This is a genomic window from Helicobacter winghamensis ATCC BAA-430 (assembly GCF_028751035.1).
Lineage (GTDB): Bacteria > Campylobacterota > Campylobacteria > Campylobacterales > Helicobacteraceae > Helicobacter_D > Helicobacter_D winghamensis.
In genome coordinates, this window is the sequence record NZ_CP063533.1 from 819,414 (window position 1) to 832,558 (window position 13,145).

Genomic DNA, 13,145 nt, shown 5'->3' on the forward strand with positions numbered 1-13,145 from the left:
CTATATAATAAACTTACTTTCAACAAATTTCGCTATAATGCGTGATTTTTCAAATCTTTAATCATTTAAATTGAGTGATGATTCTACATTCTATTCTTTGGAGTTTCTATGTCTGCAAAAACTATCAATCAACAGCTTGATGAATTGTTTAAAAATGCCACCAAATATGTTTCTTATGAAAAAATCGCACAAGTTTTAGTTAAACTTCCCACAGCAGCCCAAGCAAAAAAGTAAGTGAATTAGCAAAAATATAAAAAACAATTAATGGCAGCTTCAGAGGTTGCAAAAATTTTAAATCAAGATGATGCAAGAAAGATTAAAGAAGATAAAAACGCCTTTTAGATGAAGAATTAGAAGATGAATTTGACTTTATGAAAGAAAGGGAGCTTTTAGAGTGGAGTAGAAGTGATAGCCCTGTTAGAATGTATCTTAGAGAAATGGGACAAATCCCACTTCTAACAAGAGATGAAGAAATAGAATTAAGCAAAAACATAGAGCTTGGAGAAAATATTATCTTAGATGCAATCTGCTCTGTGCCTTATTTAATAGATTTTATCTTAGATTACAAAGAAGCTTTAATTAATAGAGAAAGAAGAGTTAAAGAGCTTTTTAAAAGCTTTGATGATGAAGAAGATAAAGAAGAAGAGAGTGAAGAAGTAGATGAAGAAAATGAAGAAATAGAAACAGAAGATAAGATTCTAAAAACCTATTTCTAAAAAGATCAAAAAAGAGTAGAAAAAGTTCTTGTTAGTTTTAAAGCACTAGAAAAAGCTAAAAAGATTGGTTAAAAACTTGGGAGCTAGAAAATGGAGATGAAACTTCTAAAGATATGCTCTATCTCTTAACCCTAGCACATAAAAACAATTCTTAAAAGAAAAGCTTTTAGACTTAGGACCAACCAGTAAGCTCATCAATGAGCTTGTTAAAGCAATGGAAAACACAATTAAAAGTGATGAAGGATTTGATAAGGAATTAAAGCGTTTAGAATACCGTTTACCCCTTTTTAATGATATGCTCTTAGAAAACCATAAAAAGATTTTAGAAAATATCACAGAAATGAACAAAACAGAAATCACAGCAGCAGTGCCAGAAGCTACAATGGTTTCAACCTATATGGAAATTAAAAACTCTTTCAAACGAAAGCTGCAAGTGAGGAAGCTTTGATTTAGAACCAGAAAAGCTTAAACAAATCCTAGAACAAATTAAAAGGGGGAAAGATATTGCTGATAAAGCCAAAACAAAAATGGCTAAATCTAATTTAAGGCTTGTGGTGAGTATTGCAAAGCGTTATACAAACAGAGGCTTCCCTTTTTAGACTTAATCCAAGAAGGCAATATTGGATTAATGAAAGCTGTGGATAAATTTGAGTATAAAAGGGGTATCGCTTTTCAACCTATGCAACTTGGTGGATAAGACAAGCAATTTCAAGAGCTATTGCCGATCAAGCCCGCACTATTAGAATCCCTATCCATATGATTGAAACTATTAATCGTATTAATAAAATTATGCGCAAATGCTTACAAGAAGAAGGAAAAGAACCCGATTTAGAAAAAATTGCTGAAGAAGTAGGCTTACCTTTAGATAAAGTTAAAAATGTGATTAAAATCACTAAAGAACCTATTAGCCTTGAAGCTCCAATAGGTAATGGAGAAGATGGTAAGTTTGGAGACTTTGTAGAAGATAAAAGTGCAGTAGGTCCAATGGATCATATCTTAAAAGAAGATCTCAAAAGTCAAATTGATGATGTGTTAGATCAACTTAATGAAAGAGAAAAAGCAGTAATTAGAATGCGTTTTGGATTATTAGATGATGAATCTGATAGAACACTAGAAGAGATTGGAAAAGAACTTAATGTTACAAGAGAGAGAGTTAGACAAATAGAATCTAGTGCTATTAAAAAACTTAAACATCCAAAAGTAGGAAGAAAGCTTAAGAATTATATTGAAGAATAGTTGGAATCCAAAAATGGATTCCGTGTTTTAAAGTGCTTTATTGCTCTTGCAAATCTTTAAAGATTTGGGTGGCTAAAGGCAGTGAGTAAAAGCCGTCTTGGTCCATAAAATGTCCGCCAGAATCTGTGGCGATTAACTTTGCATTGAGTGCTTTTGCAACTTCTTTGCTTAGGGTGTGTGGGACAATTTTATCATCTTTAGAAGAAATTACAATAGCTAGGTTAAGGTGGTTTTGTAGGGCTTTGTAATTAGGCTTTGTTTGTGTAAAGCCATTAAGAATAGGCAAGATTTCTAAAGGCTTATCAAATGGTGCTACAAGGATAATACCACCAATTTTAGAATCTTTTTTAAATTGCGTTTGGCTTAAAAATTGCAAAAGTGCGATTCCACCTAAGGAATGCGTGATAAAGTAGGTGTTGGAATCTAGTGTTGTAACTTGCCTCTTTAAATGCTGTGTCCATTGCTCTAAGCTTGGTTTATCAGGTGTTGGCATATCAAGGGCTTTAACGCTATATCCTAAGTCTTGTAATTCTTGCTTAAGGTTTGGAATCCACGCATATTTGCTTGTGCAGTTAAAGCCGTGTATAATATACACTTCCTTTGCAAAGAGTGGATAGACAAAGAGAAATAAAAGCATTAGTAACTTTTTCATTTAAGAAAACCTCTAAAAATAATTTGCAAAAGCTAATAATATATTGTAGCTTAAATTTAAAATATCTTAAATTTAAGTGTAGTTTATGTAGAATTTAAGATTTATGTTTTACAAGGAATTTTATGAAAAACACACAAGATATATGGAATCTAAAACCTCTATTTGATAGCAAAGAATCTTTACAAAATGCAATGCAAAGCGCAATTACAAAGGCGCAAGACTTTGAGAAGAAATATAAAGGCAATCTTAATGCGCTAAATGCAGAATCCTTTTATCAAAGCTTAAAAGAATATGAAGCACTTTGTGAGAAGCTATCACGCATTATGACTTATGCGTTTTTGTGCTTTGCGTCTAACACAAAAGAAGGGGCATTTTATGCAGAATGCGAAATGGAAGTCAATAAGGCGCAAGATTTTTTGCTGTTTTTTGATTTAGAATTTAATGCACTTGAAAGAGCAAAACAGCAAGAGTTTATAGAGAGTGCAAAGGGATATGCGTATTATTTAGAGCTTTTACAAAAGCACGCAAAGTATCAACTAAGCTTACAAGAAGAAAAAGTGTTGCTAAAAACACAGCCTGTGGGCGTGGATAGTTTTAAGCGATTATTTGATGAGCATTTAAGTAATTTGCGCTTTTTAATCACGCTTAAAGGGGCAAACAAAGAAGTTAGTGAAGAAGAAGTTTTAAGCCTGCTTTATGACAAGGATAGGGAAGTGCGTAAAATGGCGCAAGAATCCTTAAGTAAAACATTGGCGCAAAATCTCCCGCTTCTAACTTATATTTATAATGTGGTGCGTAAGGATTTAAAGATTACAGTGGAGTTGCGTGGATATGAAAGCCTAGAGCAATCGCGCCATATTGCTAACCAAACCACGCAAAAAAGTGTAGATATGATGGTAGATACCATTAATAAAAATGTTGGAATTGTAGAAGAATATTATACACTTAAAGCACAATTACTAGGCTATGATTGCCTTTATGATTATGATCGTTATGCGCCTATTGCTAATGATGAAGCGGACTTTAGTTATATGGAATCTAAAAGTATTGTTTTAGAAGCGTTTGCGGAGTTTTCGCCAAAGTTTTACGAAATTGCCAAGCGTGCGTTTGATGAAGGTTGGATTGACTCACATCCTAGAGAAAATAAGCGCGGTGGAGCGTTTAGCCATAGTGCTGTTCCTAGTGTGCATCCCTATTTAATGCTTAATCACACAAATCGTAGGCGCGATGCTTTCACAATGGCACACGAGCTGGGGCACACGATTCATCAATATCTATCGTATTCTGTGGGTTATTTAAACGCTGATACTCCACTAACAACAGCAGAAACTGCTTCTGTTTTTGCGGAAATGTTATTATTTGAAAAAATGCAGCAACGCCTAAATGATAAGGAAAAAATCGCTCTTTATGCAGGAAAGCTTGAAGATGTATTTGCAACACTTTTTCGCCAAAATGTTTTTACAAATTTTGAACGCTTGGTGCATAAAAAAGATGGGGAGTTAAGCACGGAAATGCTAAATGCTCTATGGCAAGAAGAAAATCAAAAAATGTTTGGTAAAAGCGTGATTTTAACAGAGAATTACAGGCTATGGTGGTCGTATATTCCACATTTTATCCATACGCCTTTTTATTGCTATGCTTATAGTTATGGGCAACTTTTAGTTTTTGCACTTTTTGGTGTGTATCGCAAGCAAAGGGAAGATTTTGTGGCAAAATACGAGAAGTTTTTGAGTCTTGGGGGAAGCAAAACGCCAAAAGAACTTGTTGGAATCTTTGGATTGGATCTTGAGAGTAGCGATTTTTGGGAAATTGGAATGCAAGAAGTTAGAATCCTTTTGGAAGGTTTAAAAGAAATTATAAAAAGGGTATGAAATGGAAGTTTTATTAAAGGATAAGAAGTTTCAAGCAATGCAAAGTAGGCATTGTTATGAGATTTTAGAGCATTTAATCCGCAAAAAAATCAACTTTTCTATTCTTTGCAATGTAGATTGTGTGAAGTTTGAGCCAAGTTTGCCCCAAGAGATTCGCAATGCGTTTGGAGAGCTAACTTTGTTTATTTTAGCTGGCTATACTTTTGAGAGTTTGGAGCTTGATGGAGAAAATTTGTATTTTGAAGCGGGATTTGGAGAAGAGAATTTGGGTAGTTTTGTAACAGCTCCGCTTAATAGCATTGTGCAAATTTTGTTATCAAATCACGATAGTTTGCAATCAGATTTTTGTATTTATGTCAATCTTTTTGCAACTTTTGCAAAGTTAAAGCCAAACTCTATGGAAGAAGATGAAGGAATAAATAGCTCAATGCAAGCCCTTTTGGCAAATCCAAAAAACAAAAGATTTAAAAAATAATTTGTTATACTGCGTGCATTTTAGTGCTTCAAATGGAGAAAAAATGGAGAAAAAGATTAACTTAGAGTTGTTCCGTTTTGATGTAAAAACGGATTATTTGCCCTATTTTGCAAAATTAACACTTAAAATCAATGTGGAAAAAACCTTGCTAGATTTGCTTAAAAGCGTCCAAGATTCTGTGTATGAGTATGGTTATAATGCTTATGGATTTAAGATTAATGGAGTAGTTGTTTATGACTTTGAGCTTCCTATTTTTAGGCTTTTAGATAGGTTTGGTAGTGAGTGGAAAGTAGAGCCACTTAATGCGCATTTAGCACTAAAGGATTTAGTGATTAATGTTGAACCATTTTTAGATAAACTTGCGCCACTAAGAGAATTAGGCTTAGATGAGTTAGCAAGTGATGAAGTGTTAAGCATTTTTAAAAATGCAGATTTTAAAGGAATTGGCATTGAGAAGTTGGAATCTAAAACGCTAAGTAATACATTTCTGCTTTCTTTCTTGCCCTATGCGTATGCAACGCCTTTGAGTGTGGAGAATCCAAGCTATTTAGGCGAAGCGTATTTTTTGCTTGTAGCGGCATTGTATGCAAAGCACAAAACAAATGCTATTTTAGAATCAGTAAGTGATTTAGAAAATGGAGTCTTAAATGCTCAAGAATTAAAAACATATCTTTTTCCACAAGATGATAGATTTGATCGTTGTATTAATGAGCTAAAAATATTACTATTTGATCGTTGTGAAAATCCAAAGATTCAGAAGTTTAAAGCCAAAATCTTAAAGAGTTAGGAGAAATAATGGAATCTTATATCCTTTTGCATAATAACTTTTATAAGCATTGCAAGCCTTTAATCTCTAGCGTTAAGAAACTCTTAGAGAAGATCCATATCCCTATTGTTAGGACAGAATCGCTAGCGCTTGATGAGAAGTTTTTGCCATTTATTACGCCTGTGGAGTATTTTAAGCCCTTAATTTTGCTATTAGATAAAGCGCAACAAGATGGACATAAGGTGTTAGTTTGTGATTCACAAAGTCTTTTGGTTATCACAAGGCTTTTAAAAAATCTGTATGAAAATACAGAACTTAGAGAAGAGCTAGCAAAGGCTTGTGCGATTGATATTTTAAATCTTGAAAATAGCTTTGTATTTGCCCCTGAAGTGCTGGTGGATAGGATTCCACTTGATGCTATAAAACACAGGCGTTGGGAGGGCTTTAAATGCGCTTTTATAATAGATAGAGAGCTTGAAGAGCGGATTAGAGAGTTGCAAATTCTATCGCGCATTGAGAGTTTTACAGGGCTTAAGATTTTGCCATTTTTTAAAGAGAGTTATGCATATTTGCTCCAAAGTAATCCCAAGCTTGCTTACAAAATGGGCGCAATGGATTATTATGAAATGGTAGATTGTGGAGTGGATTTTATTATCACCGCAAATTTAGGAAATTTTGAGCTTATGGACAAGCACATTAAGGACTTACAAGATGTTTCTGGGCGTGATACCGCTGAGATTCCGCTACTTTTTATGCCACAAGTGATTTTGGCGTTGTTTATGGATTCAAATGCGGAATCTTTAGAATTTAACGCACATAAAATTAAACCACAAATGCTGTAATATGGTTTCTGTTTTAAAAGTTATCATCTCACTTGGAATTGCAATGGCTTGGTATCAACTCACTGCTAACCAAGAGACTGCGATTTTTTTCTTTGTTTTAATGCTTGGAATCTTTTTTATCCGTCCTATTGCATATCAAAGTCAGACAGAGCGTGAAGAGTTTATAGAAAAATATAGGCGTTCAAAAGAGCGACAAAGAAATTTAGAAAAAATGCGCCAAGAAGAGAAGAAGAAAGCACTTGAAGAAAAGAAAAAAAGAATGGGTGGCGAAAAATAATGCGCCTAATGTTGCTTCAAACTACAACAACGGAATCTAACGCAAAATTATTAATTGAAATAGCCTTGCAATCACGCTTATGTCCATGCATTCAACAAACACAGATTCAAAGTAGCTATGTGTGGAAAAAGGATTCCAACTTTTCACAAATTGTTAGTGAGGCGGAAGTTTTGCTAAACTTTAAGGTGTTTAAAAAAGACTTTAAGAAGCTTAAAAAAGATCTTTTGGAAAACCACGCTTATGAACTTCCAGAGATTGTTGGAATCAAACTTTATAAGGTTTCTAGGGAATATAAAAAATGGTGTAAAAACGCATTTTTGGATAACTTGGAATAATTTTTGCTTTAACTTATAAGACTTTAAAATAAAGGAAAGTTATGCAAGTTGGCGATAAAAATAACCAAATGTGGGGCTTATTAAGTCAAGCTTATGATCAAAATAAATCCAGCAATCTAACAGGTTTTACCAATAAAAGCGATTCTAACTCTGTTTTTTCCACCAAAGAAACACAAAGAGCACAAGGTATTGATGCGCTTTTTGATACGGCAAATACAAATACCACAACGCGCGAAATTGAAGATGTTTTAACACTTAGCCACGATTTTACAAAAATGCGTGATTTTGCTAAAGATTTTAGCATTAATGGCAATTTAAGCGAGCTAGGTGATGCGATGATGCAAAATGGAATCCTAAGTAAAGAAGAGAAAATGGGTTTTGATGTGTTGTATAAATTTAATCCAAGTTTAGATTCTACGCAAACGCAAAATATCTTACAAAATGCAAATTTAAGTAAAGAAAACTTGAATTTACTTAGCAATGTGGATAGAAAAATCAGTGCTGTGCGTTATTTTGGAAACTTCTAAGCGCATTAAAAACGGATTTAGCAAAGGTTTTTGATAGCACTTTTTCAAGCTCATCTAAGTCTGCCTTTTCAATGGCTTCAAAACTTCCAAAATAGGCTAAGAGCTTGTTTTGGATAGCTTTGCCTATGCCTTTAATGCTTAAAAGTTTAGAGTGTTGCATTGTTTTTTGCTTTTGCTTTTGGTGAAAGGTGATTGCAAAGCGATGTGCTTCATCGCGCAATTTTTGTAAAAATTGCAAGCGTTTATCGCTCATACTTAGGCGATATTCCTTTAAATTTTCATCTCTTAAAATGTCTTTTGCACCGCCTTTTGCGCGGTGAGTCTTGCTATCAATCTTCTCTTTTGCAATCCCTATAACTTCTAAATTAACTCCCGCACTCTCTAGCAACTCTTTTGCAAGATTAATCTGTCCAGCCCCCCCATCAAGCACCCATAAATCAGGCGGGGATTCTTTTTGAAAATCTTGTATGCGCCGTGTTAGCATTTCACGCATTTGTGTGTATTCATCTTTGCCTTCTAGTAAATAATGGCGATAAGATTCCTTGATAAAATCCAAGCCATCATACACAACCATTGCTCCAACGCATTGTGTGCCTTTGTGGTGAGAGGTATCAAAAACTTCAAAGCGATAGGGCGTATTTTGTAGGCAAAAGAGCGTTTTTAAGGCGTTAAAAATTTCTTCATTATCATTTTGTTCTAGGCGTAAAATCTCTTTTCCATTCTGTATTGCAAGCTCGCATAGGCGTTTTTTATCACCACTTTTTGGGAAGTGGATTTGGACTTTTTTGCCAACTTTTTCTTGCAAAAAGTATTCCAACTCTTGCGTGCTTTCACCTAAATCAAAGGGAATTAGAATTTGTTTTGGAACTAGCGGAAGGGTGTTAGAGTAGTGGTTAATTAGTGCCTGTTTATAAATGCTTAAACTATCAAATCCTAATTCACTTTTAAGATTTTGTGTCGCACTTGAGATAATTTTGCCATTACGCATAAAGAATTTTACAAGCACAGCGCGTTTATCTTCGCAGACAAGTGCAAAAATATCTAAATCTACTAAATTTGCAAAATCCACAGAAGATAAAGGGGTTAGGTTTTTAATTTTTGCAATCCTATCGCGCAAGATTAGAGCTTCTTCAAAGCGTAAATTTTGTGAGAGTTGAAGCATTTTTTGCTCCAATGGTGCTAGGATTTTTTTAGGATTTTCTACGCACTCTAAGGCATTTTGGAGAATCTTTGCATAGTCTTTGGTAGAAATTTTACCTTCACAGGGAGCTAAACAGCGATGGATTTGATAAAAAAGACAGGCTTTTTTGCCATTTTTGCACGATTCTTTTTGTGCAAGTGGGAAAATTTCATAGATGGAATCCAAAAGATCCCTAGCACCGCTTGAAAAAGGTCCAAAATAGCGCAATCCTTGCTTTTTAAAAATTTTTCTAGTGAGTAAAATGCGCGGAAAATCTTCTTGTAAATCCACGCATAAATACGGATAAGTTTTATCATCGCGCAATAACACATTGTATTTTGGCTTAAGTTGCTTAATTAGGGAGTTTTCTAAGATTAGCGCGTCATTTTCGTTCTCCACAACAATATAGCGTAAATGTGCGATTTGACTAACCATTTGCGTAATTCTTGGGCTTAAATTTGGTGCGGGAGCTAAGTTTGGAGTGAAACGAAAATAACTTTTAATGCGATGTTTTAGATTCTTTGCCTTGCCCACATAAAGCAACTTGCCTTGCGTGTCAAAATAATGATACACACCGCTAGAATTTGGAATCTTTTTTAAAGTTTCTAGTAGGTTTTGTGATAGGGGCTTAAAATTGGATTCCATATTTTGCTATTCTTTATTGTTTAAAATATGCTTGCGTATGGATTCAAAGAGGGCGTGTATTTGCGGGTCTTTTGCTAAGTTTTCAAACTCTCCATAGCTTAACTCACCATAGGTTAGTGGAATCTTATTTTCTTGGTTTTTTTTCACTTCTTTTTGATAGGCATTATAAGTTACAAAAGTTTTTATATCTTTTACTTCCAAAAGTGCATTTTTTTCTTGCTGATATTGTTTTAAAAGTTGTTTAACTAGACTAATTTTATGATAGAATTCTTGCTTGAAACAGGGGTGCTTTAGAGTGATAAATAGAATTTTATCCTTAGTATAAGTAAAAGCGATTCCGTTTTTAAGGCTTAAAGGTAACATTTGTATAAAATACTCTGATTCTCTAATTTCGTGGAATCTTTTAAAACTAGGAGAGCTTAAGAGATGCGTCAAAACTTCCGATATATTTTTCATTTTTTAATTATAACACAGATTGTTTTGTTTAGTGCTTTAAGTGCTGGTTGCGGATTTAAAGACGATCCATTTAGAAGCACACAAACACAATCTTAAAGAATTATAATGTTACATTTTGATGTAATTATTGTAGGTGCTGGGGTTGCTGGGTTATATGCTTCACTAAATTTGCCCAAAGAGTTGAAAGTTTTAATTCTCTGCAAAGATCAGCCTTGGGAATGCAACACCTTTTACGCACAAGGCGGAATCGCAGTTGCCAAGAATACTGAAGATATTGCGTTACATATTAAAGATACGCTTGATGCTGGGGCTGGAATGTGTGATGAAAACGCAGTAAAAACATTAAGCGAAGAGAGTTTAGAGGTGCTAGAAGATTTAATAGCGCGTCAAACGCCTTTTGATAAGGACGCAAATGGAAATTTGCTTTTTACCAAAGAAGCTGCACATAGCACTTCACGCATTATCCACGCGGGAGGGGATTCCACAGGGCGTGCGTTGCATTCGCATTTAATGGCACAAATCTCACATACTTTGTGGAAAAATGCAACAGTTACGGAGCTTTTGATTGAAAATAATCATTGTTATGGTGTGAGTGTGCTAACAAAGCGTGGAAACTATAATCTTTATGCCAAGCATATTATTTTAGCAAGTGGCGGTGTGGGCGCGCTTTTTGAGTATCATACAAATGCACATACAATTTCTAGTGAGTTGCACGGAATGATTCTTGAAAATGGCTTGAAGCTTAAAGATATGGAAATGTTGCAGTTTCACCCAACCGTTTTTGTTAAAACGCATCACGCACGCAAAATGCTACTTAGTGAAGCTCTAAGGGGGGAGGGAGCTAAAGTTGTGGATTATTTTGGAAAGCGTTTCTTGTTTGATTATGATAAAAAAGGCGAGCTAGCTTCGCGAGATAGGGTAGCTAGAAGTATTTTTGATTACAAGCTAAAGTTACAAGAAAAATTTAAAAAGCAAGAGGAACAAGAAATCTATTTGGATTTAAGTGAGTTTTCTAAAGAATTTTTTTATAATCGTTTTCCTAATATTGCGCGTAATCTTAGTGCCTTTGGGTATGATTTACCCAAAGATAGGATTCCAATTTCCCCTGCGTTTCACTATTGTATGGGCGGTATTGAAACAGATGGTGTGGGTAAGGTTGTAGGGATGGAAAATCTCTATGCAGTAGGTGAGTGTGCTTGCACGGGAGTTCATGGAGCAAACCGCCTTGCTTCTAATTCCTTACTTGAAGGCTTAGTGTTTTCAAGGCGTAGTGCTAGGGATATTATGGGCTGTGTGAAGAGTGAGCAAAAAACTAGAGAGTTTTTACTCCACACAGAGCCTTTACAAAATCCACAAGATGAGAATCTTAAGGCGATTTTGCGTCATTTAATGTGGAGCAAAGTTGGTATTATGCGTAATAAATCAGGGCTTAATGAAGCCTTAGGGGGCGTGGAAGTAATGTTGCAAAGTGGAGTAGGGCGACTGCTTCGCTTGCGTTTGCTTACTGCAAAAAATATTATAGAATCAGCACTTAAGCGTGATGCGTCCATAGGTGCGCATTATCTTACAGAATAAAGGAAAAACGATGAAAAACAAAATGCGATTGCGCAATAAATTTAAAAATAAATTATTAAGAAATCAAGAAAATGTAACAATGGATAAGTTTAGAAAAACTCTTCTAAGAGATTTAGAAGAGATTCAAAAGAAGCCTAGAAAAACTAAAAATATAGAATCTAAAGATGATTATTCATTTTTTTAAGATTTAGTTTAAAATTCAAAAATATTTAAAAACTTTTTAGCGCGCTCACTTTTAGGGTTTGTAAAAAACTCTTGAGGTGTTGCAATCTCTGCGATTTTTCCGTGGTCAAAAAACACGATTCTATCTGCGACAAGCCTTGCGAACTTCATTTCGTGAGTTACTAGAATCATTGTCATTCCATTCTCTGCAAGCTCTTTAATAACTTCCAAGACTTCTTTTACCATTTCAGGATCTAATGAAGCAGTAACTTCATCAAAGAGCATAATTTCTGGATTCATACATAAAGCACGCACGATTGCTACACGCTGTTTTTGTCCTCCACTTAACTCTTTAGGGTAAGAGTCCTTTTTATGTGTTAGCCCAACGCGCTCTAGCAATCTAAGTGCCTGTTCTTTCGCATCTTTTATACTTCTATTTTGCACTTTAATGGGAGCTAGAGTAATGTTTTCTAAAACACTCAAATGGGGAAAAAGCTCATAGTTTTGAAAAACCATTCCGATTTTTTGACGCACTTTGCTCCATTTTGTTTGCACGCCTTCACCGCTAATTTGCACTCCATCTAAGTAGATTTTGCCACCTTGAATAGATTCCAATCCATTAATACAACGCAAAAATGTGCTTTTGCCGCACCCACTAGGTCCTAAAATTGCACAAACTTCTCCCTTTTTAACCTCTAAGCTAACATTATCTAAAACGAGATTATCTACATATTTTTTTACAATATTTTCTAATCTTAATAAAACCATCATTGCCCTTAAATGAGTTTTTTCTCTAAGTAGTGACTAAACACAGAGAGCGGATAACAGAGCGCAAAATACACAAAAAAGATTCCACCATACACCCAAAAACTAGCCGTAGGGTAGCTTATGAGATTAACTTCAATAATTTGTTGTCCAACTTTTAACATATCGCTAACTCCAATGAGTGCGGCTAGTGAAGTTGTTTTAATCATTCTAGTAAAGAGATTTACAAGACTTGGAAGTAGGCGTTTGAAACTTTGCGGGAAAACAACAAAAACCTGCACTTGCCACTCTTTTAAACCTAAAGCTCTAGCACTTTGTTCTTGATGTTTGGGCAAACTTGAGATTGCACCACGCACTAAATCTCCCATTTCAGCAATACCCCAAAGACTAAAAGCTAAAATACAAGCCCCAACTCCACTGAGATTTATCACACTTGAAAAACCAAAGTAAATAATAAAAAGCCACGCTAAAATGGGGATTATGCGGATAGATTCTAAATACAAGCGACAAATTCCTCTTAAAAGCCTAGATTTTAAAGTCATCAAATACCCTAAAATAAAGCCAAAAAGACAAGAAAATATAATTGCAATAAGTGCGATTTGTAAAGTAATAAAAACACCTTGCAAGATTCTTAAAATATTCTGTGGCAAAAGTAAGACTTCCAT

The 13,145-nt window shown here is 34.7% G+C and carries 14 protein-coding genes and 1 pseudogene; 10 read left to right on the forward strand and 5 right to left on the reverse strand.

Features of this window, described 5'->3' with window-relative positions:
• The first annotated feature begins 108 nt into the window (after positions 1-108).
• Positions 109-1,952: pseudogene (gene rpoD, locus IP358_RS04195) on the forward strand (RNA polymerase sigma factor RpoD).
• Between the two features lie 37 nt (positions 1,953-1,989).
• Here the strand turns inward: rpoD and IP358_RS04200 are convergent.
• The gene (locus IP358_RS04200) at positions 1,990-2,604 is read right to left on the reverse strand and encodes an RBBP9/YdeN family alpha/beta hydrolase (RefSeq protein ID WP_040498496.1); all 615 of its coding nucleotides are present in this window, start codon (positions 2,602-2,604) and stop codon (positions 1,990-1,992) included.
• A gap of 122 nt (positions 2,605-2,726) precedes the next feature.
• On the opposite strand from IP358_RS04200, the gene IP358_RS04205 reads away from it, so the two are divergent.
• From IP358_RS04205 to IP358_RS04235, 7 genes are read left to right on the forward strand one after another with little or no spacing between them, the layout of a single operon-like run.
• Entirely contained in the window at positions 2,727-4,475 is a 1,749-nt protein-coding gene (locus tag IP358_RS04205; protein ID WP_006802336.1) for a M3 family oligoendopeptidase, read from the forward strand.
• A gap of 1 nt (position 4,476) precedes the next feature.
• Positions 4,477-4,950 (forward strand): hypothetical protein, encoded by a 474-nt coding sequence (locus tag IP358_RS04210; RefSeq protein ID WP_006802337.1) that lies wholly within the window; start codon positions 4,477-4,479, stop codon positions 4,948-4,950.
• Positions 4,951-4,993: 43 nt separating this feature from the next.
• Positions 4,994-5,737: a DUF5644 domain-containing protein gene (locus IP358_RS04215; protein ID WP_006802338.1), complete on the forward strand. Its 744-nt coding sequence runs from the start codon at positions 4,994-4,996 to the stop codon at positions 5,735-5,737.
• A gap of 8 nt (positions 5,738-5,745) precedes the next feature.
• Positions 5,746-6,558 carry an HdrB C-terminal domain-containing protein gene (locus tag IP358_RS04220; RefSeq protein ID WP_006802339.1) on the forward strand — a complete coding sequence of 271 codons (813 nt, stop codon included), beginning with the start codon at positions 5,746-5,748 and terminating at the stop codon, positions 6,556-6,558.
• 1 nt (position 6,559) lies between these two features.
• A complete protein-coding gene (locus tag IP358_RS04225) occupies positions 6,560-6,835 on the forward strand; it encodes a hypothetical protein (protein ID WP_006802340.1) in 276 nt (91 codons plus the stop codon).
• 8 nt (positions 6,836-6,843) lie between these two features.
• Positions 6,844-7,170: a divalent cation tolerance protein CutA gene (cutA, locus tag IP358_RS04230; protein ID WP_248613379.1), complete on the forward strand. Its 327-nt coding sequence runs from the start codon at positions 6,844-6,846 to the stop codon at positions 7,168-7,170.
• 41 nt (positions 7,171-7,211) lie between these two features.
• Positions 7,212-7,697, forward strand: a complete 486-nt coding sequence (locus IP358_RS04235) for a hypothetical protein (RefSeq protein ID WP_006802342.1) — start codon at positions 7,212-7,214, stop codon at positions 7,695-7,697.
• Here IP358_RS04235 and uvrC read toward each other — a convergent pair.
• Together uvrC and IP358_RS04245 are read right to left on the reverse strand one after the other, a co-directional pair.
• Entirely contained in the window at positions 7,666-9,522 is a 1,857-nt protein-coding gene (uvrC, locus tag IP358_RS04240; protein WP_006802343.1) for an excinuclease ABC subunit UvrC, read from the reverse strand. The two genes, IP358_RS04235 and uvrC, sit on opposite strands and share 32 nt — an antisense overlap.
• A 6-nt stretch (positions 9,523-9,528) precedes the next feature.
• Positions 9,529-9,978, reverse strand: coding sequence for a hypothetical protein (locus IP358_RS04245; protein WP_040498499.1), 450 nt, complete (start codon positions 9,976-9,978; stop codon positions 9,529-9,531).
• A 105-nt stretch (positions 9,979-10,083) separates the two neighbouring features.
• Here IP358_RS04245 and IP358_RS04250 point away from each other — a divergent pair, with 105 nt between their 5' ends.
• Both IP358_RS04250 and IP358_RS04255 read left to right on the forward strand, forming a co-directional pair.
• On the forward strand, positions 10,084-11,553 hold the full coding sequence (locus IP358_RS04250) for an L-aspartate oxidase (protein ID WP_006802346.1): 1,470 nt from the start codon (positions 10,084-10,086) through the stop codon (positions 11,551-11,553).
• A 10-nt stretch (positions 11,554-11,563) separates the two neighbouring features.
• Positions 11,564-11,737, forward strand: coding sequence for a hypothetical protein (locus IP358_RS04255; RefSeq protein WP_156777715.1), 174 nt, complete (start codon positions 11,564-11,566; stop codon positions 11,735-11,737).
• Positions 11,738-11,745: 8 nt separating this feature from the next.
• On the opposite strand, the gene IP358_RS04260 is transcribed toward IP358_RS04255, so the two are convergent.
• Both IP358_RS04260 and IP358_RS04265 read right to left on the reverse strand, forming a co-directional pair.
• The gene (locus IP358_RS04260) at positions 11,746-12,483 is read right to left on the reverse strand and encodes an amino acid ABC transporter ATP-binding protein (protein ID WP_101312960.1); all 738 of its coding nucleotides are present in this window, start codon (positions 12,481-12,483) and stop codon (positions 11,746-11,748) included.
• Positions 12,484-12,491: 8 nt separating this feature from the next.
• Positions 12,492-13,145: an amino acid ABC transporter permease gene (locus IP358_RS04265; protein WP_006802349.1), complete on the reverse strand. Its 654-nt coding sequence runs from the start codon at positions 13,143-13,145 to the stop codon at positions 12,492-12,494.

Excerpts from the sequence above, each read along its gene's own strand:
- IP358_RS04200 (WP_040498496.1), bottom strand. The coding sequence starts at position 2,604 with ATGAAAAAGTTACTAATGCTTTTATTTCTCTTTGTCTATCCACTCTTT.
- IP358_RS04205 (WP_006802336.1), top strand. The coding sequence starts at position 2,727 with ATGAAAAACACACAAGATATATGGAATCTAAAACCTCTATTTGATAGC.
- IP358_RS04210 (WP_006802337.1), top strand. The coding sequence starts at position 4,477 with ATGGAAGTTTTATTAAAGGATAAGAAGTTTCAAGCAATGCAAAGTAGG.
- IP358_RS04215 (WP_006802338.1), top strand. The coding sequence starts at position 4,994 with ATGGAGAAAAAGATTAACTTAGAGTTGTTCCGTTTTGATGTAAAAACG.
- IP358_RS04220 (WP_006802339.1), top strand. The coding sequence starts at position 5,746 with ATGGAATCTTATATCCTTTTGCATAATAACTTTTATAAGCATTGCAAG.
- IP358_RS04225 (WP_006802340.1), top strand. The coding sequence starts at position 6,560 with ATGGTTTCTGTTTTAAAAGTTATCATCTCACTTGGAATTGCAATGGCT.
- cutA (WP_248613379.1), top strand. The coding sequence starts at position 6,844 with ATGTTGCTTCAAACTACAACAACGGAATCTAACGCAAAATTATTAATT.
- IP358_RS04235 (WP_006802342.1), top strand. The coding sequence starts at position 7,212 with ATGCAAGTTGGCGATAAAAATAACCAAATGTGGGGCTTATTAAGTCAA.
- uvrC (WP_006802343.1), bottom strand. The coding sequence starts at position 9,522 with ATGGAATCCAATTTTAAGCCCCTATCACAAAACCTACTAGAAACTTTA.
- IP358_RS04245 (WP_040498499.1), bottom strand. The coding sequence starts at position 9,978 with ATGAAAAATATATCGGAAGTTTTGACGCATCTCTTAAGCTCTCCTAGT.
- IP358_RS04250 (WP_006802346.1), top strand. The coding sequence starts at position 10,084 with ATGTTACATTTTGATGTAATTATTGTAGGTGCTGGGGTTGCTGGGTTA.
- IP358_RS04255 (WP_156777715.1), top strand. The coding sequence starts at position 11,564 with ATGAAAAACAAAATGCGATTGCGCAATAAATTTAAAAATAAATTATTA.
- IP358_RS04260 (WP_101312960.1), bottom strand. The coding sequence starts at position 12,483 with ATGGTTTTATTAAGATTAGAAAATATTGTAAAAAAATATGTAGATAAT.
- IP358_RS04265 (WP_006802349.1), bottom strand. The coding sequence starts at position 13,145 with ATGGAAGTCTTACTTTTGCCACAGAATATTTTAAGAATCTTGCAAGGT.